This window comes from Tanticharoenia sakaeratensis NBRC 103193, from assembly GCF_000963885.1.
Classification (GTDB): Bacteria; Pseudomonadota; Alphaproteobacteria; order Acetobacterales; family Acetobacteraceae; genus Tanticharoenia; species Tanticharoenia sakaeratensis.
On record NZ_BALE01000016.1, the window covers coordinates 16,961 to 41,793 of the forward strand.

A 24,833-nucleotide genomic window follows, 5' to 3' on the forward strand; every position below is an offset into this window, starting at 1 on the left:
GTGTCACGCCTGCGTGACGTTGAGCTTGTCCATTTCCCGCAGGACCGCCTGCCCCATCATCTCGGTGCCGACACGCGCCATGCCGTCTGACATGATGTCCGCCGTCCGCAGGCCGGAGGCAAGCACGTTGGACACTGCCTTTTCGATCAGGGCGGCATCGTCTTCCCGATCGAACGAGTAGCGCAGCAGCATCGCGAACGAGAGGATCTGCGCCAGCGGGTTGGCAATGCCCTTGCCGGCGATGTCCGGCGCCGATCCATGGATCGGCTCATACAATGCGGCCCGCCGGCCGTCGTCCTGCACCGCACCCAGTGTCGCTGACGGCAGCATCCCGAGCGAGCCCGTGAGCATGGACGCCAGATCGGACAGCAGATCGCCGAACAGGTTACCCGTCACGATGACGTCGAACTGGCGCGGATCGCGCACCAGCTGCATCGCGCAATTGTCGGCCAGCATGTGGCTGAGCTGCACGTCGGGGTATTCGCGCTTGTGCAGATCGGTCACGACCTCGCGCCACAGCAGGCCGCTTTCCATGACGTTGCACTTCTCGACCGAGCACACACGGTTCGAACGGGCGCGCGCCAGATCGAAGGCGACGCGGGACACGCGCTCGATCTCGGCCGTTGTATAGACTTCCGTGTTGATGCCGCGCCGGCTGCCGTCGGGAAGCGTCTCGATGCCGCGCGGCTCGCCGAAATAGATGCCGCCGACGGTCTCGCGGACGATCATGATGTCGAGTCCGCGCACGATTTCGGGCTTGAGCGTGCTGGCTTCCGCGAGTGCATCGAAGACCTGCGCCGGACGCAGGTTGGCGAACAGGTCGAGCGCCTGACGCAGCTTCAGGATCGCAACTTCCGGCCGCTTGTCGAACCCGACATGGCCCCATGCCGGATCGCCGACCGAGCCGAACAGGACGGCGTCGGCCGCCTTCGCCTTTTCAATGACCGCGTCGCGGATCGGCACGCCGTGGACAGCGAGCGACGCGCCGCCGACCAGATCCTCGTCGATGTCGAGCGCCAGACCGCGATGATGACGGAGCCAGCCCGCGATATGGGCAACCTCCCGCATGACTTCCGGCCCGATACCGTCACCGGGAAGAACGAGGAGCTTGCGCGTGCTGGTCATTGAAATCGGTCCGCCAGAAAGTCAGCAAAAATCAGCCCTGAAGGCACGGCATGCGGCGTTCAGAACGCGAGTGCCGGCATCCAGGGCTTGGTCTCGTCACGGCCATGTTCGAACGTCGTGATCGCATCGCCGTGCTGCAGTGTCTGGCCGATATCGTCGAGACCCTCCAGCAGCAGTTCGCGACGGAAAGGATCGACCTCGAACGCGATTTCCTGTCCGTCCGGCCGGACCACGACCTGCTGGACGAGATCGACGCGCAGCTGGGCGTTGGCTCCGAGGCGCGCATCGTCCATCAGCATCTCGCAGGTTTCGCGCGGCAGCTGGATCGGCAGGATGCCGTTCTTGAAGCAGTTGTTGTGGAAGATGTCGGCAAAGGACGGCGCGATCACGCAGCGGATCCCGAAATCCAGCAGGGCCCAGGGCGCGTGCTCGCGGGACGACCCACAGCCGAGATTGTCCAGCGTGATCAGGATTTCCGCGTGCCGGTATGGCTCCCGATTGAGCACGAAATCGGGCTTCTCGCGTCCGTCCGCGCCATAGCGGAGATTGGCGAACAGATGCTCGCCCAGACCCGTGCGCTTGATGGTCTTCAGGAAACGCGCCGGAATGATCTGGTCGGTGTCAACGTTCTCTTCCGGCATCGGCGCTGCGACGGCGGTCAGTTCGGTGAACTTGTCCATCATGCGATCTCCCGCGTCAGCGCCCGCACGTCCGTCAGCACGCCGGTCACGGCCGCCGCAGCCGCCATCGCCGGCGACAGCAGATGCGTCCGGCCACCGGGGCCCTGGCGTCCCTCAAAATTGCGATTGGAGGTCGAGGCGCAACGCTGTCCGGGCGTCAGCTTGTCCGGGTTCATGCCAAGGCACATGGAACATCCGGCTTCACGCCACTCGAACCCGGCCTCGCGGAATACGCGATCCAGTCCCTCTTCCTCGGCCTGCGCCTTCACAAGCCCCGATCCGGGAACCACGAGCGCGCGCACGCCGGGCGCGACATGCCGCCCGTCGATTACCTGCGCCGCAGAGCGAAGATCCTCGATGCGGCTGTTGGTGCAGGAGCCGATGAACACGACGTCGATAGGCGTGCCCGCGATCTCCGCACCCGGTTCAAGCCCCATATAGGCCAGGGCGCGCTCGAGACGGGCCCGGTGTCCGGGCTCGGAAGCCGTCGCCGGGTCGGGGATCGTGCCGGTGATCGGGATCACGTCTTCCGGGCTGGTGCCCCAGGTGAGATTGGGGGCGATATCTTCCGCACGCAGTTCAACTTCGGTGTCGAAGACGGCATTCGGATCGGACGCCAGTGTCGACCAGTAGGCACAGGCCTCGTCGAACGCTGCACCCTGCGGCGCGAACCGGCGTCCCCGCACGTAGTCGAACGTCGTCTGATCCGGGGCTACCATGCCGGCCCGCGCGCCGGCCTCGATCGACATGTTGCAGATCGTCATGCGGCCGGCCATGTCGAGCCCGCGGATCGCCGATCCCGCGAACTCGATGACATGCCCGGTTCCGCCTGCGGTGCCGATCTTGCCGATAATGGCGAGCATTACGTCCTTGGCGGTCACGCCGGGCGCGAGTTCGCCCTCGACCGTCACGCGCATATTCTTTGCAGGCTTCTGCAGGAGCGTCTGCGTCGCCATGACATGCTCGACCTCGGACGTGCCGATGCCGAACGCGAGCGCACCGAGCGCACCGTGGGTCGAGGTGTGGCTGTCGCCGCAGACAATCGTCATGCCCGGCAGGGAGATGCCCTGCTCGGGGCCGATGACGTGCACGATGCCCTGCGATGCGGAACGCAGCGGAATATACGGCACGCCGAATTCCGCAACGTTGTGCTCGAGCGTCTCGATCTGGGTGCGGCTTTCCGGCTCCTCGATCGGCAGGCTGCGATCGGAGGTGGGCACGTTGTGATCCACCACCGCGATCGTGGCATCCGGACGCCGCAGACGACGCCCGGCCAGCCGCAGGCCCTCGAAGGCCTGCGGGCTCGTCACCTCATGCACAAGGTGACGGTCGATATAGAGGATGCATGTGCCGTCCTGAAGTCGCTCGACGACATGGTCATGCCAGATCTTGTCGAACAGGGTACGTGCAGTCATGCGATCCTCCTCATGCTCCCGATATCGGGTGCTTACGACGCCGGCGCCAGATCACGCGGACGCTCGGCGATACGCGCCGACTTGCCGCGACGACCGCGCAGGTAATACAGCTTCGAACGACGCACCTTGCCGCGACGGACGACCGTGATGTCGGCGATCGTCGGTGCATACAGCGGGAACACACGCTCCACGCCTTCGCCGTTGCTGATCTTGCGGACGGTGAAGTTGCTGTTCAGGCCCTTGTTGGAGCGTGCGATCACGACGCCCTCGTAAGCCTGCACACGCTCGCGCGTGCCTTCGACGACGCGGACGCCGACGCGAACCGTGTCGCCCGGGATGAAGTCCGGCACCGCGCGGGCGGCGGACAGGCGCTCGATCTCACGCGCCTCGTACTGCTCGATGATGTTCATAACCGACAAACTCCTTCAACAAACCTAATGCTTGGCAGAGGCAGCGCCCTGCGCGCTGCTTGCCGCATGTCTCGCATCATATGCCGCCCAGAGATCGGGCCGGCGCGCGCGTGTCGCCGCCTCCGACTGCTCGCGTCGCCATGCCGCGATCGCGGCATGATTTCCCGACAGCAATATGTCCGGCACTTCCCGGCCCTGCCAGACGGCGGGGCGGGTGTAGTGCGGATATTCCAGCAACCCGTCCGAGAAGCTCTCCTCGATGCCGCTCTCGTCCGATCCCATCACGCCCGGCAGCAGCCGGACACAGGCATCGAGCAAGGCAATCGCCGCGATCTCGCCACCGGACAGGACGAAATCGCCGAGGCAGACCTCCTCGATTCCACGCGCGTCGAGCACGCGTTCGTCCACGCCCTCGAACCGACCGCACAGCACGACAACACCACCGGCATCACGGTAGCGCCGGATGTCGTCCTGCCCCAGACGACGCCCGCGCGGCGTCGGATAGAGGACCGGACGCCCGTCGTCGGCCGGGATCGTCTCCAGCGCCGCATCGACGACATCCGCGCGCATGACCATGCCCGCGCCGCCGCCGAACGGCGTGTCGTCCACCGCGCGATGCCGGCCAAGGCCGAAATCACGCAGATCCGTCGTCTCGCAGGACCAGATGCCGCGCTCAAGCGCGCGACCGGCCAGCGAAAGCGCCAGCGGCCCCGGAAACATCTCCGGGAACAGCGTCAGCACATGCGCGCGCCAGGTGTCGCCACCCGTCACGATGCGGCACCGGTCAACTGGAGGTCACCCTCCAGCTCGATCTCGTCAGGCTCGACGACGGTGACGCGCCGCGCCGCGAGATCGACCTTGGGCACGCAGGCCCGGGTGAACGGCACGATGATGGTGCGTGCACCACGCAGTTCGAGACTGACGCCTGCACCATAGTCATGGACTACGGTGACGACGCCAAGATCGGTGCCGTCCGGATCGACCGCCGCCATGCCGATCAGATCGGCATGGTAGAACTCGTCCTCGTCAGGCTCGGGAAGCGCATCGCGCGCCGCAAACAGCTCGACATTGACGAGCTTTGCCGCAACATCGCGATCGGCGACGATCCGACCTTCGCCGTCCGTGATCTCCGCGATTCCGACGCCGCGCCACCGAATGGTGAACGCGTGCCCCTGCGCATCATGCAGCGGCCCGAGCGTTTCCACCGAGGCGGCATCGCTGGTTGCGGCATGCAGGCGCACCAGGCCGCGCACGCCGTGCGGACGACCGATGGTGGCAACCAGGATGCGGGGATCGGACATTCAGGAAGAACCGAACGGCTGTGTTCGAACTCAGGCTGCCGCAGCCGCGGCACGCTCCTGGGCGCGCTTCTTCGGCGCCGACTTCTTCGGCTGCTCGCGGTATTCCGGCTTCGGCGCCAGACCCGCGTTGCCCAGGAAGCGTGCGACGCGATCGGTCGCCAGCGCGCCGTTCGACAGCCAGTGCTTGATGCGCTCGTCGTTCAGACGCACGCGATCAGCGTGGTCGGACGGCAGCATCGGGTTGTAGGCACCGACCTTCTCGATGAAACGGCCGTCGCGCGGGCTGCGGCTGTCGGCAACCACGATGTGGTAATAGGGGCGCTTCTTGGCGCCGGCACGTGCCAGGCGGATCTTCAGGCTCATTCAACTCTCCAAAGACACTATCAAAAACCAGACTTTGCCCGGCGCGAACCTGATCCCGCGTCCGGACGATCTCTCCCGCCGCCCCGTCCGCGTCAGCGGGCCCCGGGGCAGTGAAACTGTTATGTAGGGCTCAGCCGAACGGGGGCTGGCCGCCTCCGGGACCGCCGGGGCCACGCTGCATCTGCTGCATGAGCCCCTGCATGCCACCGCCGCGCATCAGGCCCTTGAGCCCCATCTTGTTGATGCGCTTCATCATCGTGGACATGTCGTCAAACTGCTTGAGCAGCTTGTTGACGTCCTGGACCGTCGTGCCCGAACCGGCGGCGATCCGCTTCTTGCGCGACGCCTTGATGATATCCGGCGTCTTGCGCTCCTTCGACGTCATGGACGAGATGATCGCCTGATGCCGGGTCAGGATCGAGGTATCGAGCTCCTTGCCACCGAGCGCCTGCGTCAGCTTGCCCATGCCGGGCAGCATGTTCAGGATCGACGAAATGGAGCCCATCTTGCCGATCTGACGAATCTGCGAGGCATAGTCGTCGAGATCGAACTTGCCCGCCATCATCTTGCGGGCGACGCGTTCGCTCTCTTCCTGATCCAGCGTGTCCGATGCACGCTCGACAAGACCCGCGATATCGCCGAGGCCAAGGATACGGCCGGCAACACGCTCGGGATGGAATTCCTCCAGCGCATCGAGCTTTTCGCCCGAGCCGGTCAGCTTGATCGGTGCCCCCGTGATCGCCCGCATCGACAGGGCAGCACCACCACGTGCATCGCCGTCCATCCGGCTCATCACCACGCCGGTGATGCCGACGGCCTCGTTGAAGGCCTTCGCGGTATTGACCGCATCCTGACCCGTCATCGCGTCGACGACGAGCAGCGTCTCGGCCGGCTGGGCAACCTTCCGGACCTCGGCCACTTCGGCCATCAGGGCTTCGTCGATCGACAGGCGACCAGCGGTATCGAGGATGACGACGTCATAGCCTTCGCGGCGCCCGACATCGAGCGCACGGCGCGCGATCTCGACCGGGCCCTGTCCGGCCACGATCGGCAGCGAGACAACCAGACCCTGGGCGCGAAGACCGGCCTGATCGGCCAGCTGGGCGAGCTGGAGCTGTGCCGCGGGACGCTGCGTATCGAGGCTGGCCAGCAGAACGCGCTTGCGCTCACGGGTGGCGAGCCTCAGCGCGATCTTGCCGGACGTGGTGGTCTTGCCCGAACCCTGAAGACCGACCATCAGGACAGGAACCGGCGGCACCGCTTCGAGATTAAGCGGTACAGCACCTGCGCCGCCGAGGGCCGCGATCAGGGCATCGTTGACGATCTTGGCGACGGCCTGACCGGGCGAAATGCTGTCCAGCACTTCATGGCCGACAGCACGCTCCCGCACCTGGGAGACGAATTCGCGCACGACAGGCAGCGCCACGTCGGCGTCCAGCATTGCCAGACGGACCTCGCGCATCGCCTCCGTGACGTCGGCTTCCGACAGGGCGCCCCGCTTGGAGAGCCCTTCGAAGACACCGGAGAGCTTGCCTGAAAGCTGCTCGAACAAACCGAAACTTCCCAACTACGCGGACCGAAGACAACCTGCCGTCCGTCCAATAAGAAACGCGCCGCTGCGCGAGCCTTCGCGAAGTGGCGTGTCTGAATGGAGTGGTGCCTAGGCGCTCATGCCGGGTGCGTCAAGAAAATAACGCCCGACAACGAGAAACGGCCACGACAGGAGAACTGCGTGGCCGTCGATCACTCGCTGATCTTTCCGCGAGAGAATTCAGTCGGGAGACGGACCTTCCGGCGGAGGCGGTGCGCCATGGTCGTCAGCGTCGTGCATCAGCGCATGCATCTGTTCACGCAGGCTGTCGAGCTTTGCACGCGTGGCGCGCGCATCGGACAGCTGCTCTGGCGTCAGGATGTCATGCACCTTGATTGCGCTATCGATCCACGCCTGTTCGTGAGCTTCCTCGATCACGTCCTTCTGGTGGATCAGGCCGGCGAGCCTGGCGCGATCGATCTTGCCGCCCTGGAGCAGCAGATCGCCGATCTGGGAATCGATTGCCTTTTCCTGCTTCCAGTCGCCGTGGCCGTTGCCGTGGTCGGCTTCGAAGATCGCGTGCATCTGGGATTTCTGCTGGTCGGTGAGTTTGACGCCGGGCAGCATCGGCATCATGCCGTGATGACCCCCCATCCCGCCACCAGGTCCACCGTGGTGACCCGGGCCCGGCGGCCCACCCTGTGCAAAGGCGGGCGCTGCCGTGAGCGCCAACAGCCCGAGCATCGAAACAGTCTTGGCGAACATCGTCGTCTTTCCTTGTTCATCGCAAAAGGCGCGTCCGGGTCGTTTTCACTTTGCCGCGCCTCTTTGTTCCAACACATAGCTGCGAAATGACGCCCGCAATGCGCGTTCGACGCTACGAAATGTAAATAACGATACAATGCCGTTACGGTAGGCGGGCATATCCCCATGGACGGCGATGCGCCAAGGCGGTATTCAGCATCCGCCTGAGGCACGGAGAGGTGGCCGAGTGGTTTAAGGCAGCGGTCTTGAAAACCGCCGTACGTGCAAGCGTACCGTGGGTTCGAATCCCACCCTCTCCGCCAGGGACGCCAGCCGACCCTGCGGCTGTCGTGCGGCTCCGGGCGCATGCACACGTCGTTGCGGCCCATAACACTCTGTAAAGCGATGACGTGCCGGCAAGGTCATCCGGCGGGTTGTCCATCCATCAGGACGTCATGCATGCGCGCGGGTCCCGCCAGCCGGTCTCGAACGGCAGGCGTTGCGGGCAGCACCATGTAGCCTGCTGTCAGGTCGCCCAGAAGCAGAAGCGATTTCCGCGGCTGCAGGCGCCACTGAAGCGCGATCAGGACGCACAAGGCCGCATCAAGCCTGTCCTGGTCTGCCTTGCCCGGTCTGGCAGTTCGTGCAGCGGCGGCGCACCATTCGGCCAGCGCAATACAGCCCAGATCGACCGCCTGCCTAGCCGCGACATCGCTGACCCTGATCCAGTCCTCCAGGCGGAATGTCTGACGTCGGGCAGGATTGTATCGCGGGGCACACAGGCGACCGAAGAAGGCGGGATCCATGGATGCCAGGGCCAGCGCCGGAAAGACTTCGATGATATGGAGTCCGTCGGCCGCGATTCGCGCGACATCCGGCTGTTCCTCCGCCTGAAGATCCGACAGGAAGCGCCAGATTGGTGCCGAATCGCAGAACATGCCCGTGCGTCCCCGATGGGATGGCTGCACGCCGCCGCCGAGCCAGCCCAGAAGAGACGCCGCGACCCGTTCGACCGGGCGCATGCCCGATCGATTGGGCACGATTGTCGACTGGTCGATGGCGATCAGTGTTGCGCCGTTTCGTGAGCGCACGCTCCGAATGAAAACAGCTGCCTCCCTGAAAGAGGCAAGCCGTGGCGCGTGAAACAGAATCGCCTGACCATTCTCGATACCGACGGCACAGATGGCGCCCCTCGCCTTCGGATTGTCCGTCCAGGCGGAATCGAAGCCGATATAGATGTCCATGCGTGCGGGCCTGCCCTTTCGATCATGGCGTTCAGGGACTGTCAGGTCGGCTGCATCGTCGTGGGCGCCGTGAACGCTCATGTATCGTGAGTGGATGATGCAACGTCCCGGGCGCGCGCGACGGCTTGTCTCAGGCGATGAAGAATCGGCTCAGCCCCATGTCTCGCAGGCCACGGCGGTATGCAATCGAGCTGCGGTCGGCCATGACATGGGCTTCCAGTGTTGGATCGAGCGGCAGACATTCCGGTTTCTGCGCCTCGACGAGCGCCTTGTCTTCCTCAAAGACACGCCGGTTGAAATCATATGTGTCTTCAGGCGGCGCGTCTTTTGCGAAGTTCCGGCAGATCGGCGCGAACATGCGGGTCTTGCGGGCCGACATCGGGCTTGCCGCGTTCATGATGACGAGCCGCCCTTCTTCGGGAAAATGAATCTCCAGCGTGGCCGTAAACGGCAGATGCGTGCGGAAATGCCGCAGCCATATGAAGCCCGGCGGTGCCGTGTCAGGAATGCCGACCGGAAAGTTCGCGACCGTGCTGCGGTACTCGGCCTCGAATCCTTTTGCCGTCAGTTTCGGCATGTATGACGGTACGACAGGATTGTTCGGGTCGGCAAACGTCGCGGTATGGACGAAGGCAAAATGTGCGACGTCCAGGAACCCTTCCATCTGCCTGCCTGCAAACCCGTTGATGTCGATCGACGGACAGGTGACGCCGACATAGTCCGGATCCTCCCAATGCGGCATGTCCGGAATATCGGGCGCATCCGCCGGGCGCAGACATGTCCAGATCAGTCCATAACGCTCGACAGCCGGATATGTGCGCAGGTGCAGCTTGGGTGGGATCGCGTTGTCCGGGTGGGCCGGCACATGCACGCAGCGTCCGCCGACGCCGAAGCGGAAGCCGTGATAGGCGCAGGCGATCGTCTTGCCGTTGCCTGTCCCCATGCTGAGCGGGACACCACGATGCGGACACAGATCGTATGCGATCACGATCTGCTCGCCCGCGCGATAGACGACCAGTGGTTCGTCAAGCAGCGTGGCCGAGACGGGCTTGTCGGTCACGTCGCGCGACAGGGCCACGGGATACCAGCACCGGGCGAGGATCGCCCAGTCGTCAGGTTCGAACGTGCAGTCCCTCGGGAGATCGACGGGGCGTTCGAGTATATCGGGCATGGGACGCGGCGCTCATATCAGGGGAATGGCCAAGAGCATTTCACCCTTCAGGCGTTCGTGTATAGTTCATAAAAATCCCGATTCCGTTCGCAAAAAGAGAGCACATGCGATGGCTGTCTTCTCGCGCTTCCTTCGTTATTTCGTGGCCGTTGCACGATACGGGTCGATCCGGCGCGCATCGGACGAGTTGCGAATTGCGGCCTCTGCAATCGACCGGCAGATCCTGCACGGCGAACAGACGATCGGCACGCCCCTGTTCGAAAGGCTGCCGTCCGGCCTGCGGTTGACGGCCGCAGGCGAGTTGCTGCTGGCCGCGGCGAACCGCTGGTCGCGTGACATGGAAAACCTGACCGTCCAGATCGATGACATGAAAGGCCTGCGCCAGGGCAAGGTCGACCTGCTGATCCCGGAGGCGCTGACGAAGGGGTTTGTCCCATCCCTTCTGGGTCGGCTGCGCACCACCCATCCCGGCATCGTCGTGAACGTATCCGTCCGCGACAACAGGGACATCGCAGACCTTCTGATTGGCGGAGAGGCCGATCTCGCACTCGTTCTCGATCCGCCGCACAGGCGCGAACTGGTCGTGCGCGGACACCGGGCGTTTCCCCTGGGCTTCATTGCCCGCCCCGATCATCCGATCGCGGCTCGTGCCGAAGCACGGTTCAGCCTGTGCGCCGAGTTTCCGATGGTCGTGCCCGCAGCCCCGCTGGCGTTGCGCCGACAGCTCGAGCTTCTGGAAATCGAAACGCAGGTGCGCCTGAGACCCGCAGCTTCGGCGGACAACATCCAGATGATCAAGTCGCTGGTCATGGAAGGCGTCGGCATCGGCATTCTGAGCCGGCTCGATGCGTTCGAGGAAATTGCCCAGGGTCTGCTGGCGTTCGTGCCGATCGCCAACAGCCGCATCTCGCCCCTGACGCTGGCTCTTTGCATCGATCGCGCGCGGCAGCTTTCCGCGGCCGCACAATTGATTCTGCAGGAAATCGAGAAAACGGCGCTCGCGAAGGACGATGCCGTCTGACGTTCGTCCGATCGGTCAGCGTGCCGGATGGGCAGTTCTGTCGGTGCGTGCGATCGGCGTCCAGCCGGCATCGCTGCGCCCGAACATCGGGATATGCCCGAGCGCATGAACAAGCTTCGGTGTGGCCGGATCGACGGCCGAAAGCGCCGCGTGCCAGTCCCACCCTTCGGTCAGGACGGCGGCAATGCCCACGATTTCGGCGCCGGCCTTCTGCAACAGCCTGTAGGCCGCAACGACGGTGTTGCCAGTGTTGAGCACGTCGTCGACCACGACGACGCGACGGCCCTTCACGCGCTCGACCAGAGCCGGATCGAGATAGAGACGCTTGGCCTGGCCGGGACTCGTGATCGAGACCACGGGTTCGGAGAGGGTTTCGTCGTACCAGAACTTCCGGGAGTGCCCGAGCGCCGTGTAGTCGGCAAAACCCAGCGCGTCCGCCACGGGGCGCGCGTAGCTCAAGCCCATTGTGGGCACGCCGACGATCGCATCGGGTTCCGCAGCGCGGGCGATCGCGGTCAAACGCTGGGCCAGCCCGCGCTCGACGGCGAAGCTCGTCTGGTTGGACATCAGCAGCGCGACGGCCATGTCGCCACCCGGCAGCGGCTGCAACGGCAGTTCGAGCCGGCTGCCGTCGTTCAGGATGACGGCATGCCGGTCGGCAGGCGTCGCGGCGGTATCGTTCGAGGTCAGTGTGACATAATAGGAGTTCATGAGGCCGATCGAGCCCCGAACCGTGCGTTTTGTCCATCCCCTTGTGAGACTGAACGCGGCATCCGGGCCTGCGTTGGCCGTGCACGAACAGGCTTTGTCACAAGGAACACAACCGTCATGAACCGGACGCTCTACATCTACGATCACTGCCCGTTCTGCGTGAAGGCTGAGATGATTTTCGGGCTCAAGGATGTTCCCGTCACGTTCGAGATCCTGCTCAACGACGACGAGGAAGGGCCGAAGCGGATGGTCGGAAAGAAGCTGGTGCCGATCCTGGAAGAAGACGGGCGCTTCATGGGCGAGAGCATGGATATCGTGGCCCATATCGATGCGATCGGCAGCCCGGTCCTGACGGCCCCGGAGAACCCTCAGATCGCGGCCTGGCTGGAACGGTGCGGCAAGATATCCAACCGCCTGTTCCTTCCGCGGGCCGCCGCAGCGCCGCTGCCGGAGTTCGCGACCACGCGCGCACGCGCCTACTTCATTCGCAACAAGGAAAAATGGGCCGGCGCGTTTTTCGATTTGTTCGAACAGGGACCGGATCTGATCCGGGAGGTCGATGCCCTGCTGGTGGAACTGGCGCCGATGATCCAGTCGCCCGAGGCCGTGAACGGAACGCTTTCGACCGATGATTTGCATCTGTTCGCGCAGCTCCGCAGCCTGACGATCGTTGCAGGCCTCACGTTCCCGGGCCCGGTCGATGCCTATGTCCGCCGGATGGCGGAGCGGGCGAAGATCGATCTTCTGGACCAGGTGGCCGCCTGAGGTTCGCGCGGCGCCGCATTGTCGCGGCGTCAGTGAAAGTTCCGAGACCGGATCGCGCGTGCGGTCCAGTCCGGATCGGCCTGTGCATCGCGCCGTTCGACACGCCCGCCGTCAAGGTCGCGATTGCCGACATCGGCCAGCAGAGGGGACAGATCCTCCAGCGTGCGTACGACGAGATGGACGACACGGCCTTCGCGCTGGATCCGTCCCCGGGCCGCCATCATGGTGGCCGACAGGATGATGCGGCGGAAGGTCTCGAACAGGTCCGGCCAGACCACGAGATTGGCGGTCCCGGTCTCGTCTTCCAGCGTGATGAAACACACGCCGTCGCCTGAGCCAGGACGCTGACGCACGAGCACGACACCTGCCGTTTGCGCCCAGCGCCCGTCGCGCCCTGCCATGACATCCGCGCAGGACAGAATGTCGCGGCAGGCCAGATCCGGCCGCAGGAAGGCGACCGGATGGCCGCGCAGGCTGAGGCCCACATGATCATAGTCCCGCACGACCTCTGCACCGTCCCGCATGGGCGCCAGATCGACCGCGGGTTCGATGATTTCCCGCGCGGCGTCGGCTGCGGCGAACAGCGGCAGGGGCGCATCACGTTGCGCCCGGATGGCCCAGAGCGCTGCACGACGCACAAGGCCGAAAGCAGACTGGAACGCATCCGCCTCGGCCAGCCGGACCAGAGCCTCGACGGGAACCACCCCGCGCATCTTCAGGTCGTCCATATCCGCGAAAGATCGTGCATCCCGCGAGACGATCAGACGGGCCGCATCCGTCTCCGACAGCCCCTTGACGAGACTCATGCCCAAGCGCACGGCATGGTGGTGGCCCCCGGGTTCGAGCGTGCTGTCCCATCGGGAAGCCACGATGCAGATCGGACGCACCACCACCCCGTGATCACGCGCATCCCGGACGAGCTGGGCAGGCGAATAGAAACCCATGGGCTGGGAGTTCAGCAGGGCCGCCAGAAACACGTCGGGATAATGGCATTTCAGCCAGGATGATATGTAGGCGAGGATGGCGAAACTGGCCGCATGGCTCTCGGGAAATCCATAGCTCCCGAATCCCTCGAGCTGTTTGTAGATCCGCATCGCAAAGTCCGGAGAATAGCCGCGGTCAGCCATTCCCTCGACCAGCTTGTGCCGAAAGCGCTCGATCGTGCCGGTGTTCTTGAACGTGGCCATCGCACGCCGGAGCTGATCGGCCTCGGACGCGCTGAAACCGGCGCAGACCATGGCGACACGCATTGCCTGTTCCTGAAACAGCGGAACGCCGAGCGTCTTCCTCAGGACCTTCCAAAGGTCCTCCGTCGGGTACTCGGGTTTTTCCAGCCCTTCGCGTCGCCGCAGATAGGGATGCACCATGTCACCCTGGATCGGTCCCGGACGAACGATTGCGATCTCGATCGTCAGATCGTAGAGATTTTCTGGCTTCAGCCGTGGCAGCATCGACATCTGTGCACGGCTCTCGATCTGGAACACGCCGACCGTGTCGGCACGCCGGATCATTTCATAAGTCGGCTCATCATCCTGTTCGATCGTGCTCAGCGTGTGCGTGATGCCCTTGTGGACCTGCAGCAGATCGAGGCCGCGCCGCAGACAGGTCAGCATACCGAGGGCCAGGCAATCGACCTTCATGAATTTCAGGACGTCGATATCGTCCTTGTCCCATTCGATGATCTGACGATTGTCCATTGCGGCCGGCTCGACCGGGACAAGCTCGTCCAGACGGTCATGTGTCAGCACGAAGCCGCCCGGATGCTGCGAGAGATGGCGCGGTGCGCCGAGCAACGATTGCGCAAGCTGGAGCGTGAGCCGGATCCGCCGGTCGGACAGATCGACGCCCTCGCCCTCGAACTGGTCCGGGGTCGTGTTCCGCGACCACTGGGAAATTCCGGCCGACAGATGCCGGATCACGTCCTCCGTCAGGCCCAGCGCCTTGCCGACATCGCGCAATGCGCCCCGGGCCCGATAACGGGAGACGACGGCCGTCAGGGCCGCCCGCTCGCGGCCATAGTGACGATAGACCCACTGAATGATTTCCTCGCGGCGCTCATGCTCGAAATCGACGTCGATGTCCGGCGGCTCGCGCCGTTCCTCCGAGACGAACCGCTCGAACAACATGTCATTGTGCGCGGGATCGATCGCGGTGATGCCCAGCACGTAGCAGACAGCGGAGTTTGCTGCCGATCCGCGTCCCTGGCAGAGGATCTGCTGACTTTTCGCATACGCCACGATGCTGTGCACCGTCAGGAAATAGGGCGCGTAGTCCATGCGCCCGATCAGTTGCAGCTCCTCTTCGAGCGTGCTGCGCACCTTGTCGGGAATGCAATCCGGGTAGCGCTCCCCTGCTCCGGCCCAGGTAAGAGCTTCCAGCCGCTGCTGCGGGGTCATGCCGGGTTCGGTCACTTCGTCCGGATACTGATAGGCGAGATCGTCGAGGCTGAAGCGGCATCGGGCGACGATTTCCTGCGTGCGCGAGAGCGCTTCAGGATAGCGCGCAAAGAGACGCGCCATTTCAGCAGGCGGCTTCAGATAGCGATCAGCATGGCGTTCGCGCAGATAACCCGCATGATCGATGACGACGTTATGGCGAATGCAGGTGACGACATCCTGCAGGATCCGACGTTCATGGTCGTGATACAGAACGTCGTTGGTCACGACAGTCGGCACCTGCGCGCGATGCGCGGCGATACCGAGCTCATGCAGACGCAACTGGTCGTTCGGACGGCGGCGCAGCGTCAGCGCCAGATAGGCACGGTCCCGGAAAACATTACTGAACTCATCAATAAATGTTCCAAGCGCATCGTCGGCTGTATCGGGCAGAAGAACGGCTATCAATCCGTCCGACCAGTCCATGACATCCTGCCATCCCAGTCGACATTGCCCCTTCCCGCCCCGCGACTTGCCAAGGGTCAGCAGACGGCACAGCCGGCCATAGGCCGCGCGATCGGTCGGATAAAGCAGAAGGGGCGGAAAATCGACCGGATCGATCCGTGCGCCGATGACGAGCCGCACACCGGTGGCCTTCGCGGCTACATGGGCGCGGACGACCCCGGCCAGCGAATGCCGATCCGCAAGGCCAAGCGCGGAGATGCCAAGTGCCTGCGCCTGCACGAACAGTTCGTCGCAGGACGACGCACCGCGCAGGAACGAAAAATAGCTCGTCACCTGCAATTCGGCATACGGCGCGCTCATCCGAACAGCCCGTGCAGGAACCAGCCCTGCCCGCCGGTTTCGGGATGCTCGCCGTCGCCCTCGCGAAAAACCCAGAAGCGGGCGCCAGATGTATCCTCCACCCGGAAATAATCGCGTGCGGCCGTCTGCTCGTCCGCATCGCGCCACCATTCGCCGAAAACCCGCTCCGGCCCATCCGCACGCGCCACGTGATGGCGCATACCGCGCCAGATGAAGAAAAGGGGCGGATGATCGGGCAGTGCTGCCATGGCCCTTATCGCTTCGGGCCGGGGCAACAGGCGGATCGGGCGTGGCCATGCCTGCAGGGCAGGAAGGTCCGGGCTCTCTTCGGATGCCAGCGGTGCGACCTGCCGGGTCGCACGTTCGGGAATATCGCTTTCAATGGCAGCAACACGATGCAGCGCGCGGGCCCCGAGACGATTGGACAGCACGTCGATCAGGCCGGACAGATCGGGCGTTTCGTCCTCGATCAGGGATGAGACGCGCTGACGCGGATCAATCGGTTCGACACGGATGGCAGTCAGGACCATGCGTTCGATCCCGAAACCGGGTTCTATCGTCTCGATCCTATCACACAGGAGGCGCGTCAGACGCACCCGGTCGCGCGACGGGCGCGCGGTTGCAACCGCAATAGTCTGCGCATGTCGATCCACACGATGGGCGATCAGATCGAGATCGCGCGCGCCCACAGCCGCCCTGTCCAGAGAATCGCAGACCCGCGCAACAAGGATTGCGATCTGACGCGCAATCGTCTCCGCGCTGCCGATCGGTTCGGCAAAAGTGAGAATGGCCGCAATCGGTTCCGGAGGCCGCACCGGAATGATCGGTTCCTCGATCCGGCCATAGAGCTGGTCGAGCCTGCGGGCGACATCGGGACCAAAACGCAAGGTGAGCGGTGCCCGTGGCGTCGCCGCCAGCGGGCCGATCCGATCGAAGCCCAGCATCCGGAGCGACTGCACGGTGCCGGATGCAAGCCGCAGGGCCGCAACCGGCAGATCGGCAACATGGGCGGCCGTCTCATGCGGCGGAACGATGATGCGCCGGGCGTGTCCATAACGGGCCAGTGCATGGGCTGCGCCCAGACTGGGCGCCAAAGCCACGCGCAGGGTCAGTCCGGCATTGGTCAGGCGTTGGGCCAGGGTCTCCAGCATGGCCGTCTCGCCGCCATGAAGATGATCCGCGCCGGTGGTGTCGAGCACGATGCCATCCGGCGGATCGGGGGCCACCATCGGCGCCACACGGGCCTGAAGCCAGCGCGCGAGCTTGTCCAGTCCGGCACGGTCGGCCTCGGGTGCGGCATCGAGGATCATCAATCCGGCATGCAGCGCGCGCGCCTTGGCAACTGGCGTTCCCGGCTCGAGCCCCATGCGCCGCGCGGCCTGATCGACCGCCAGCACACAGCGCCGCTGGCCCAGCGTGCCGGCCAGCGCCAGCGGTTGGTCAGGCGCGGGCGCGCCAGCCGCCCGACGCAACCGGTCTGTCGCCCAGAACGGCAGGTAGAGCGAGGCGACACGGCGCGAGCCGTCCCCGGTCATCGCAGGCCTCCACATAGAAATCGGCGGGCATGCCGCCACGACATCGTAAAAGTTCGAGATGCCAGCGCGCACGACCGACACCCGGCACCGGCAGGGCGACCGACGGCAGGCTGGCGATGCGCCAGCGGGTGACACACGCATTGGGCTGGCCGAACTCTGCGGCCCGCCCCCCGCGCCGGACCGCGATCGCCAGGCTGCCGGTGGCCTCGGCTGCGAGATGCAGGCGGCGCGAGGCCGTCATCGGCAGGCGCTCGGTCTCGGCGATCACGGCCCCCAGCGCCCCATGTCGCAAACCCTCCTCGAAACAGGCCAGAATGTCGCGCTCGGTATGGGCTGCGACATAGACGACGCGCCGGTCGGCAAGCCCCGACTGCCGGAGACCGGGCGCGTAGAGATCACGATCCTTGAGAATCCACAGGACGCTGCCCTTCGTGCGGGCGGCGATACCGGCGGCGAAACGTGTGCAGGCAGCACCATGCACGGCATCGAAGCCGCTGCCTGCGACTTCGTGCAGCGCGCCGAGCGCCAGGCCGCCACCGGGCAGATGGGCATCGATTTCGTCCATACCGAACGGCAGGACTGCACGCGACGGACCCGCGACACCCTCGATACGGGCGATCTGTGCCCGGAGGGCATTTATCGCATCTCGGGAGCGGGTCTGGGTCATGGCGAATCTCGGACGGACATTGTGTTCTCTTTATGTTCTTCTCTCGAAGCGCAAGTCAATGCCTCATGCGCCGCGGTTGACATCGCGCCGCCAAGCGCGGAAGGTCCACGCATCCAGGGGGTGCCTCGACAAGAGGCTGAGAGGCTGCTGGCGGATCCGATCCGCAAGCGCAGCGACCCTTCCGGGGCGGATTGTCCGCCATCGGAGAACCTGATCCGGTTCGTACCGGCGTAGGGATTGGTGTGCCAGGCGACCCGATGCGGGCCTGCTTTCCATGCTTTCCTCGCACGCTTGGGCGATCCGTAGCGCTTGGAGGAAAAGCGATATGGGCGACCAATCGATCAACAACGACCGTCCTGCAAAACGGCAGGTCACGACGGGTGCCGTCGGCAATTCGGTCAAGACATGGTCCTCGCCAGAAGGCCGGGCCGACATCCGCGTGCCGTTTCGCGAAGTGCCGCTGAGCCCGGAAGCCAACGAGCCTCCCGTGCGCATCTACGACACATCCGGCCCCTATACCGATCCGACGGCCACGATCGACGTGGCACAGGGACTGCCGGCATTGCGCGCGCCCTGGCTTGCCCGTCGCGGCCTCGATACGGTCCCGCAGGCCCGTGCCGTTCGCCCGGAAGACAACGGTTTTGTAACGGGCAAATACGGCGTTGCCCCCTGCCCGGCCGAACATGTCGTCTGGCGCGGTTCGGAAGGCAGACCCGTCACGCAGTATGAATTCGCGTGCGCGGGCATCGTGACGGAAGAAATGATCTTCGCGGCCCACCGGGAAAATCTCGGTCGGATCGAAAAAGATCCGGATGCGGCGGCCCGGCGCGCCGACGGCGAGGATTTCGGCGCGGATATTCCCGAATTCGTCACGCCGGAATTCGTCCGCAGCGAAATCGCGAAGGGTCGCGCGATCCTGCCCGCCAACATTAATCACCCCGAACTCGAGCCGATGGTGATCGGGCGAAACTTCCTGGTGAAGATCAACGCCAATATCGGCAATTCCGCCGTGACGTCTTCCGCCGAGGAAGAGATCGACAAGCTGGTCTGGGCCATCCGCTGGGGCGCGGATACGGTCATGGATCTCTCGACCGGCACCAACATCCACAACATCCGCGACTGGATCCTGCGCAATTCCCCGGTCCCGATCGGCACCGTGCCGCTCTATCAGGCGCTGGAGAAAGTCGGCGGCGTTGCGGAAAAGCTGACCTGGGAAATCTTTCGCGACACGCTGATCGAACAGGCCGAACAGGGCGTCGATTACTTCACGATCCATGCGGGCGTCCGACTGGCGCATGTCCCGCTTACCGCCAACCGCACGACCGGGATTGTCTCGCGCGGCGGCTCGATCATGGCGGCCTGGTGTCTCGCCTATCATCGCGAGAGCTTTCTCTACGAGCATTTCGAGGATATCTGCGACATCTGCCGCGCCTACGACATCTCCTTCTCGCTGGGTGATGGCCTGCGCCCCGGCTCGCTCGCGGATGCCAACGACGCGGCCCAGTTCGCGGAACTGGAAACCTTGGGCGAACTGACGAAGATCGCCCACGCCAAGGGCTGTCAGGTCATGATCGAAGGGCCGGGTCACGTGCCGATGCACAAGATCCGCGTCAACATGACCAGGCAGCTCGACGCCTGCGGCGAAGCACCGTTCTACACGCTCGGTCCGCTCACGACCGACATCGCACCAGGCTATGACCACATCACATCAGGCATCGGGGCCGCGATGATCGGCTGGTATGGCTGCGCCATGCTCTGCTACGTCACGCCGAAGGAGCATCTGGGACTGCCGGACCGCGCGGATGTGAAAACCGGCGTCATCACCTACAAGATCGCAGCACACGCCGCCGATCTGGCCAAGGGGCATCCGGCAGCCCGCATCCATGACGATGCGATTTCCCGTGCACGGTTCGATTTCCGCTGGGAAGACCAGTTCAATCTGGCGCTCGATCCCGATACCGCCCGCAGTTTTCACGACGAGACATTGCCGAAAGCCGCGCACAAGACCGCTCATTTCTGCTCCATGTGCGGCCCGAAATTCTGTTCCATGAAGATCAGCCACGACATCCGTCGCGATGCCGAGCGGCAGCAGGGCATGGAGCAGATGCGGGAAAGCTTTCACGAGAAAGGCGGCAAGCTCTATATTTAGTCAAAGTAAGTCGCAGACATGGTTTTTTAAGAATTTACAATACGAATTTGTGAGGTCCGCCCCGATAGGCAACATTGGGGCGGACCTCTATAAGTCCCTGCGCCCGATCCGGCGCGAACAATCCGCCTCCCCGATCGGGAACGGAGCATTCCATCCATGAAACGCCAACTCGTTCTCGAGGCGGCATTGGTTCTCCTGCTGTCAACTGGCTGCGGAGTTACCGCAGCGCGTCCGGCATTTGCCGCATCGCAGGATACGCCGGAATTCCGGCCCCAATACCATTTCACGCCCCCGCAACACTGGATGAACGACCCGAACGGCCTCTTGTATGACAAGGGATCATTCAACCTTTTCTACCAATACAACCCCCTGGGAGACGTGGCCGCGAACCAGTCCTGGGGTCATGCCACGTCACGCGATCTGCTGTCCTGGCAGGACCTGCCACTCGCAATTCCCTATATCAAGCTTCTCGACGGCACGCCGACGGACCTGATCTTCTCCGGCAGCGCCGTGCGCGATGCGGGAGATACCAGCGGCTTCGGACATGGCTGACGCGTGCCGCTGGTTGCGATCTATGCCGATAATTACACGGTCGATCAGGTTCTGCCGAACGGAGTTTCCATCAAGGCCGGGACGCAGGCACAGTCGATTGCCTACAGCCTCGACAACAGGCTGACCTGGACGCAATACACAGGCAACCCCGTGATCGCGGCTCCGCCGCCGCCGTATGCCGACCAGTACACGGCTTTTCGCGATCCAAAGGTGTTCTGGTATGAGCCGCAACACAAATGGATCATGGTTGCGGTATTGTCGAACATCCACAAGGCGGTGTTCTATTCGTCCCCCGACCTGAAGCACTGGACCTATCTCAGCGAATTCGGCCCGGTGAACGCCCAGTTCGGGGCATGGGAATGTCCGGACCTGTTCCCGCTGCGCGTGGACGAGTTCGGCCCCGAGAAATGGGTGCTGATGATCGGCATCAATCCCGGCGGCTATACCGCGGGTTCTGCCGATCAATACGTCGTGGGCAGTTTCGACGGGACGCGCTTTACCGCCGATGCCGCGTCGATCTACGATACGAACGTGCCGCCGGGCAGCACGCCCCTGATCGATCTTGCCCACATCAGCCACTATGCCGATGCCGGCTGGACCGGAACGGGCGCCTTTCAGGGTGCAGGCCCTGCGCAAGGTCCTTATGACGGCTCCCAGGCCACGGGCTTCATCGACACGTATCTCACTGGCGACACCGCCAAGGGCATCCTGACCTCGCCACTCTTCCGCATCTCCCATCCCTTCATCGCCTTCCAGATCGGCGGCGGATACCATCCCTACGATCCCAGGACATGGCATGGTACGGCCGATACCGAGACGGCGATCAACCTCCTCGTGGACGGAAAGGTCGTCGCGTCCACCACGGGCAACGGCCTGGGTTCGCTTGCCTGGCGTTCCTGGAATGTCCGTGCGCTGATCGGCAAGCAGGCACAGATCGAGGTCGTGGATGCCAACGACGGCACCACGGGGTGGGGACACCTGATCGTCGGGCCGATCGTGACATCCGATCAGGAGAAGCGCGACGCGAACTGGGTCGATTACGGCCCGGATTTCTATGCTGCCGTGACATGGAACGGCCTGCCTGACCCGTGGCGCGTCGCAATCGGCTGGATGAACAACTGGAATTACGGGCAGACCATTCCGACCAGCCCGTGGCGCGGCCAGATGAGCGTCCCCCGTCGCTTCCAGCTTCGTACGTTCAACAACGAGGTTCGCCTCGTGCAAAGCCCTGTGCCCACGCTCGCCAATCACTACGGGCACCCGTTCCAGGGTCTTGCCACCGACGCGCCGGTTTCCGGAACATCCCAAGGCGCGCTGGGCAACGTCCATGGCGATTCCTTCGATCTCTGGCTTGATTTCGTGCCGCGCAATGCCGCGCAGTTCGGTGTCATGCTGCGAACGGGCACCAGCGGCGATGCAACCCGCATCGGCTACGACACGCGGACTGCAAGTCTCTTCATTGACCGCGAACAATCCGGACAGGTGGATTTCAATCCAGGGTTCCCGGGCATCTATACCGCGCCCCTCCTGCCTGACCGGGACGGCCATGTCCGTTTCCGCATTCTGGTGGATCGTTCTTCGGTCGAGGCGTTCGGCGGCACGGGTCAGACGGCGCTGAGCGCGCTGATCTTCCCTTCGGCCACTGATCTGGGGGCAGCTGCCTTCAGCGTAGGGGGCACGGCAGTCCTTCACAGTGCCTGGGCCGCGCCGGTCATCGGCAAACCCTGAGCGCCTGAGGACACTGCGTCTGACGGAATCGCGCTTCACCAGCGAGGTTCCGTCTTTCTCCGCCAGCCATCCCCCTGCTTCACGATCGTGTGAAGTGTCGCGCTTTACCGCGCGCCCTGCCGAACAGTGGCGACGGCCTTGACGTTGGCCGAGGCAATCGCATCGATCGGAAGAGGCGCGCGCCATGGCCATGAATGTCAGCGAATTCATCTGGAAACGCCTTCAGGAATGGGGCCTGAAACGAGTCTATGGCTACCCGGGTGACGGTGCTGGCGGTATCGACGTGGCGCTGCAGCACGAAGTCGATGCGAAGCGGATCGAATACGTTCAGGTGCGCCACGAAGAGATGGCAGCCTTCATGGCAACGGCCCATGCCAAGTTCACCGGTCAGGTCGGTTTGTGTTTTGCAACCTCCGGTCCTGGTGCGATTCACCTGCTCAATGGTCTGTATGACGCGAAACTGGATCATGTCGGCGTCGTCGCCATCATGGGACAGCAGGCGCGCTCGGCCATCGGCGCACATTACCAGCAGGAAGTGGATCTTCAGTCCCTCTGCAAGGACGTCGCATCCGAATATATCGTGACAGTTACCGAGCCTGCGCAGATTCGCCATGCCATCGACCGGGCTGTGCGGATCGCCCGAGACCGCCGTGCGCCGACTATCGTGATCGTGCCCAACGACCTGCAGGAACTGCCCTACTCCGAGCCGCCCATGGCGCATGGCTTCACTCATACCGGGATTGGCCTGACCGTCGAGAGTCACGTGCCCGACATGAAGGGCCTGCAGGCCGCAGCTGAAATCCTCAATTCAGGCAAGAAGGTTGCAATCCTTGCCGGTGCCGGCGCACTCGAGGCGACGGACGAGTTGCTGGAAGTGGCGGACCTGCTGGGCGCGGGCATCGCCAAGGCGCTTCTCGGCAAGGCATCAGTGCCGGACGAGCTACCGTTCGTCACCGGCTCGCTCGGGCTGCTCGGCACCAAGCCGTCCTGGGATCTGATGAAGGAATGCGACACCTTCCTGATGGTCGGATCGTCATTTCCCTACAGCGAATTCCTGCCCAAGCCCGGCCAGGCCCGCGGCGTGCAGATCGACATCAATGCGCCCAACCTGTCCCTGCGTTATCCGATGGAGGTCTGCCTTCAGGGGGACAGTGCGGCCACATTGCGTGCCCTCATCCCTCTCCTGACACGCAAGTCCGATCGCTCGTGGCGTACGCGGATCGAGAAAGAAGTCGCAAGCTGGTGGGACGTTCTCAGGGCGCGTGCGATGCAGTCGGCAAAACCGCTTAATCCGCAACGCGTGTTCTGGGAATTGTCACCCCGCCTTCCGGAGAACGCGATCATCACGGCTGATTCCGGCTCGGTTGCGAACTGGTATGCCCGTGACTTGAAGATGCGTCGCGGCATGAAGGCATCGCTCTCGGGCGGACTTGCTTCCCTCGGGGCTGGCACGCCTTATGCCATGGCCGGCAAGATGGCCTACCCGGACCGGACCGTCATTGCCTGCATGGGTGATGGGGCCATGCAGATGAATGGCCTCAACGTCATGATCACGATCTCCAAATACTGGAAGCAGTGGGACAATCCGCACCTGATCGTGCTCGTCCTGAACAACCAGGATCTCAATCAGGTCACGTGGGAAGAGCGCGTCCAGCTCGGCAAGGGCAAGACGGAAGCGACCCAGTCGATCCCGGATTTCCCGTATCACAAATACGCTGAACTCCTGGATCTCAAGGGCATCTATGTCGACGATCCCGAAAAGGTCGGCGCGGCCTGGGACGAGGCATTGAGCGCGGACAGGCCGGTCATTCTCGAAGCCCGGACCGATCCGGATGTCCCACCACTTCCGCCGCACATCACGCTGAAGCAGGCCAAGGCGTTCCTGGCCTCATTGCCTACGGAGCCGGAGCTTGCGGACGTCATCCGCGGCTCGGCCAAGGAAATGCTGGCGTCCATTCTGCCTTCGAAGAAATCATAATGAGATCAGGCAGCAGGCCGCGCGCGGATATACGCGCAGCCCTGGGCGTTACGGCTTCGCTGACCGCATCGGCCATGGTCATGGCCATGCGCCTGCCCAAGGCACGCCCGCACCTGCTGCCGATTGTCAGCGCGCCATCGCCGACGCCACACCTGGCCAATATCGCAGCCCGCAAACTCAACCGCGCTGCCGGAACGCTTGCGGCGAGCGTGCTGTTCGACAGTGCGATCGAACATTATCGGGGCCAGTTCGAGAACAAGGCGATGTTCACGCCCTTGGTAACGGCAGCTCTGGCGCTCGCTGTCTCCGCGCACGGCACGGCGGACAAACGGGACGCATCGCATATCGTGCGTGACACGATCCATGTCGCAACAGGCCTTGTCGGCCTCGCTGGAACGGCTTTTCATTTCTACAATGTGCTGAAAAAACCGGGTCGGATCCGCTGGAACAATCTGTTCTATGGCGCACCGGTCGGCGCGCCAACTGCCATCGGCCTGTCAGAGCCTTTTTGGAAATTCACGGATGGGCGTTTCTGCGTAGCAT

Annotated in this window: 20 protein-coding genes, 1 tRNA gene and 2 pseudogenes; 8 read left to right on the forward strand and 15 right to left on the reverse strand. The window is 63.9% G+C overall.

Annotated features, from left to right (window positions below; all coding sequences use genetic code 11):
• Positions 1-3: 3 nt before the first annotated feature.
• The 9 genes from leuB to B8446_RS07100 all read right to left on the reverse strand — a co-directional run bounded on the left by leuB (position 4) and on the right by B8446_RS07100 (position 7,590).
• On the reverse strand, positions 4-1,125 hold the full coding sequence (leuB, locus tag B8446_RS07060) for a 3-isopropylmalate dehydrogenase (protein ID WP_048848655.1): 1,122 nt from the start codon (positions 1,123-1,125) through the stop codon (positions 4-6).
• Between the two features lie 59 nt (positions 1,126-1,184).
• On the reverse strand, positions 1,185-1,805 hold the full coding sequence (leuD, locus tag B8446_RS07065) for a 3-isopropylmalate dehydratase small subunit (RefSeq protein ID WP_048848656.1): 621 nt from the start codon (positions 1,803-1,805) through the stop codon (positions 1,185-1,187).
• Positions 1,805-3,220 carry a 3-isopropylmalate dehydratase large subunit gene (gene leuC, locus B8446_RS07070; RefSeq protein WP_048848657.1) on the reverse strand — a complete coding sequence of 472 codons (1,416 nt, stop codon included), beginning with the start codon at positions 3,218-3,220 and terminating at the stop codon, positions 1,805-1,807. Before leuC ends, leuD begins: the two co-directional genes overlap by 1 nt.
• A gap of 32 nt (positions 3,221-3,252) precedes the next feature.
• The gene (gene rplS / locus B8446_RS07075; RefSeq protein WP_048848658.1) at positions 3,253-3,630 is read right to left on the reverse strand and encodes a 50S ribosomal protein L19; all 378 of its coding nucleotides are present in this window, start codon (positions 3,628-3,630) and stop codon (positions 3,253-3,255) included.
• 24 nt (positions 3,631-3,654) lie between these two features.
• A complete protein-coding gene (gene trmD / locus B8446_RS07080) occupies positions 3,655-4,401 on the reverse strand; it encodes a tRNA (guanosine(37)-N1)-methyltransferase TrmD (protein ID WP_264921884.1) in 747 nt (248 codons plus the stop codon).
• Positions 4,398-4,931: a ribosome maturation factor RimM gene (gene rimM, locus B8446_RS07085; protein WP_048848659.1), complete on the reverse strand. Its 534-nt coding sequence runs from the start codon at positions 4,929-4,931 to the stop codon at positions 4,398-4,400. The genes trmD and rimM overlap by 4 nt, the downstream gene beginning before the upstream one ends.
• A 30-nt stretch (positions 4,932-4,961) precedes the next feature.
• Positions 4,962-5,294, reverse strand: a complete 333-nt coding sequence (gene rpsP, locus B8446_RS07090; protein ID WP_048848660.1) for a 30S ribosomal protein S16 — start codon at positions 5,292-5,294, stop codon at positions 4,962-4,964.
• Positions 5,295-5,424: 130 nt separating this feature from the next.
• Positions 5,425-6,846, reverse strand: a complete 1,422-nt coding sequence (ffh, locus tag B8446_RS07095) for a signal recognition particle protein (RefSeq protein WP_048848661.1) — start codon at positions 6,844-6,846, stop codon at positions 5,425-5,427.
• 219 nt (positions 6,847-7,065) lie between these two features.
• Positions 7,066-7,590: a Spy/CpxP family protein refolding chaperone gene (locus tag B8446_RS07100; RefSeq protein WP_048848662.1), complete on the reverse strand. Its 525-nt coding sequence runs from the start codon at positions 7,588-7,590 to the stop codon at positions 7,066-7,068.
• A gap of 212 nt (positions 7,591-7,802) precedes the next feature.
• Between B8446_RS07100 and B8446_RS07105 the strand changes: the two genes are divergently transcribed.
• Positions 7,803-7,892: transfer RNA gene (locus tag B8446_RS07105), tRNA-Ser, on the forward strand.
• A 99-nt stretch (positions 7,893-7,991) separates the two neighbouring features.
• Here B8446_RS07105 and B8446_RS07110 read toward each other — a convergent pair.
• Both B8446_RS07110 and B8446_RS07115 read right to left on the reverse strand, forming a co-directional pair.
• Positions 7,992-8,813: a DUF429 domain-containing protein gene (locus B8446_RS07110; RefSeq protein ID WP_048848673.1), complete on the reverse strand. Its 822-nt coding sequence runs from the start codon at positions 8,811-8,813 to the stop codon at positions 7,992-7,994.
• Between the two features lie 130 nt (positions 8,814-8,943).
• Entirely contained in the window at positions 8,944-9,984 is a 1,041-nt protein-coding gene (locus B8446_RS07115; RefSeq protein WP_048848663.1) for an aromatic ring-hydroxylating oxygenase subunit alpha, read from the reverse strand.
• Positions 9,985-10,093: 109 nt separating this feature from the next.
• Here B8446_RS07115 and B8446_RS07120 point away from each other — a divergent pair, with 109 nt between their 5' ends.
• A complete protein-coding gene (locus tag B8446_RS07120) occupies positions 10,094-11,005 on the forward strand; it encodes a LysR family transcriptional regulator (protein ID WP_048848664.1) in 912 nt (303 codons plus the stop codon).
• A 15-nt stretch (positions 11,006-11,020) separates the two neighbouring features.
• Here B8446_RS07120 and B8446_RS07125 read toward each other — a convergent pair whose 3' ends face one another.
• On the reverse strand, positions 11,021-11,716 hold the full coding sequence (locus B8446_RS07125) for a phosphoribosyltransferase (RefSeq protein WP_048848665.1): 696 nt from the start codon (positions 11,714-11,716) through the stop codon (positions 11,021-11,023).
• Positions 11,717-11,833: 117 nt separating this feature from the next.
• On the opposite strand from B8446_RS07125, the gene grxB reads away from it, so the two are divergent.
• Positions 11,834-12,481 carry a glutaredoxin 2 gene (gene grxB / locus B8446_RS07130; RefSeq protein ID WP_048848666.1) on the forward strand — a complete coding sequence of 216 codons (648 nt, stop codon included), beginning with the start codon at positions 11,834-11,836 and terminating at the stop codon, positions 12,479-12,481.
• Between the two features lie 29 nt (positions 12,482-12,510).
• Here grxB and B8446_RS07135 read toward each other — a convergent pair whose 3' ends face one another.
• Genes B8446_RS07135 through B8446_RS07145 form a run of 3 tightly spaced genes read right to left on the reverse strand, consistent with a single transcriptional unit; the run spans position 12,511 to position 17,883 of the window.
• Entirely contained in the window at positions 12,511-15,681 is a 3,171-nt protein-coding gene (locus tag B8446_RS07135) for an error-prone DNA polymerase (RefSeq protein ID WP_199484064.1), read from the reverse strand.
• Positions 15,678-17,216, reverse strand: a complete 1,539-nt coding sequence (locus B8446_RS07140; RefSeq protein WP_084712157.1) for a DUF6504 family protein — start codon at positions 17,214-17,216, stop codon at positions 15,678-15,680. Before B8446_RS07140 ends, B8446_RS07135 begins: the two co-directional genes overlap by 4 nt.
• Positions 17,122-17,883 carry an ImuA family protein gene (locus tag B8446_RS07145; RefSeq protein ID WP_048848667.1) on the reverse strand — a complete coding sequence of 254 codons (762 nt, stop codon included), beginning with the start codon at positions 17,881-17,883 and terminating at the stop codon, positions 17,122-17,124. The genes B8446_RS07140 and B8446_RS07145 overlap by 95 nt, the downstream gene beginning before the upstream one ends.
• 325 nt (positions 17,884-18,208) lie before the next feature.
• Between B8446_RS07145 and thiC the strand changes: the two genes are divergently transcribed.
• The 5 genes and pseudogenes from thiC to B8446_RS07170 form a co-directional block, all read left to right on the forward strand.
• Positions 18,209-20,032 carry a phosphomethylpyrimidine synthase ThiC gene (gene thiC, locus B8446_RS07150; RefSeq protein ID WP_048848668.1) on the forward strand — a complete coding sequence of 608 codons (1,824 nt, stop codon included), beginning with the start codon at positions 18,209-18,211 and terminating at the stop codon, positions 20,030-20,032.
• A 156-nt stretch (positions 20,033-20,188) separates the two neighbouring features.
• Positions 20,189-21,802: pseudogene (locus B8446_RS16560) on the forward strand (glycoside hydrolase family 32 protein); the annotation flags it as partial.
• Positions 21,803-21,814: 12 nt separating this feature from the next.
• The gene (locus B8446_RS16565) at positions 21,815-22,312 is read left to right on the forward strand and encodes a GH32 C-terminal domain-containing protein (protein ID WP_276325076.1); all 498 of its coding nucleotides are present in this window, start codon (positions 21,815-21,817) and stop codon (positions 22,310-22,312) included.
• 190 nt (positions 22,313-22,502) lie between these two features.
• On the forward strand, positions 22,503-24,290 hold the full coding sequence (locus tag B8446_RS07165; RefSeq protein WP_048848677.1) for a thiamine pyrophosphate-requiring protein: 1,788 nt from the start codon (positions 22,503-22,505) through the stop codon (positions 24,288-24,290).
• Positions 24,290-24,833 (forward strand): annotated as a pseudogene (locus tag B8446_RS07170) (hypothetical protein); the annotation flags it as partial. The gene B8446_RS07165 and the pseudogene B8446_RS07170, both read left to right, overlap by 1 nt.

Bases quoted from the DNA above. Each gene is read 5' to 3' on its own strand.
- leuB (WP_048848655.1), bottom strand. From the start codon at position 1,125: ATGACCAGCACGCGCAAGCTCCTCGTTCTTCCCGGTGACGGTATCGGG.
- leuD (WP_048848656.1), bottom strand. From the start codon at position 1,805: ATGGACAAGTTCACCGAACTGACCGCCGTCGCAGCGCCGATGCCGGAA.
- leuC (WP_048848657.1), bottom strand. From the start codon at position 3,220: ATGACTGCACGTACCCTGTTCGACAAGATCTGGCATGACCATGTCGTC.
- rplS (WP_048848658.1), bottom strand. From the start codon at position 3,630: ATGAACATCATCGAGCAGTACGAGGCGCGTGAGATCGAGCGCCTGTCC.
- rimM (WP_048848659.1), bottom strand. From the start codon at position 4,931: ATGTCCGATCCCCGCATCCTGGTTGCCACCATCGGTCGTCCGCACGGC.
- rpsP (WP_048848660.1), bottom strand. From the start codon at position 5,294: ATGAGCCTGAAGATCCGCCTGGCACGTGCCGGCGCCAAGAAGCGCCCC.
- B8446_RS07100 (WP_048848662.1), bottom strand. From the start codon at position 7,590: ATGTTCGCCAAGACTGTTTCGATGCTCGGGCTGTTGGCGCTCACGGCA.
- B8446_RS07110 (WP_048848673.1), bottom strand. From the start codon at position 8,813: ATGGACATCTATATCGGCTTCGATTCCGCCTGGACGGACAATCCGAAG.
- B8446_RS07115 (WP_048848663.1), bottom strand. From the start codon at position 9,984: ATGCCCGATATACTCGAACGCCCCGTCGATCTCCCGAGGGACTGCACG.
- B8446_RS07120 (WP_048848664.1), top strand. From the start codon at position 10,094: ATGGCTGTCTTCTCGCGCTTCCTTCGTTATTTCGTGGCCGTTGCACGA.
- B8446_RS07125 (WP_048848665.1), bottom strand. From the start codon at position 11,716: ATGAACTCCTATTATGTCACACTGACCTCGAACGATACCGCCGCGACG.
- grxB (WP_048848666.1), top strand. From the start codon at position 11,834: ATGAACCGGACGCTCTACATCTACGATCACTGCCCGTTCTGCGTGAAG.
- B8446_RS07135 (WP_199484064.1), bottom strand. From the start codon at position 15,681: ATGAGCGCGCCGTATGCCGAATTGCAGGTGACGAGCTATTTTTCGTTC.
- B8446_RS07140 (WP_084712157.1), bottom strand. From the start codon at position 17,216: ATGACCGGGGACGGCTCGCGCCGTGTCGCCTCGCTCTACCTGCCGTTC.
- B8446_RS07145 (WP_048848667.1), bottom strand. From the start codon at position 17,883: ATGACCCAGACCCGCTCCCGAGATGCGATAAATGCCCTCCGGGCACAG.
- thiC (WP_048848668.1), top strand. From the start codon at position 18,209: ATGGGCGACCAATCGATCAACAACGACCGTCCTGCAAAACGGCAGGTC.
- B8446_RS07165 (WP_048848677.1), top strand. From the start codon at position 22,503: ATGAATGTCAGCGAATTCATCTGGAAACGCCTTCAGGAATGGGGCCTG.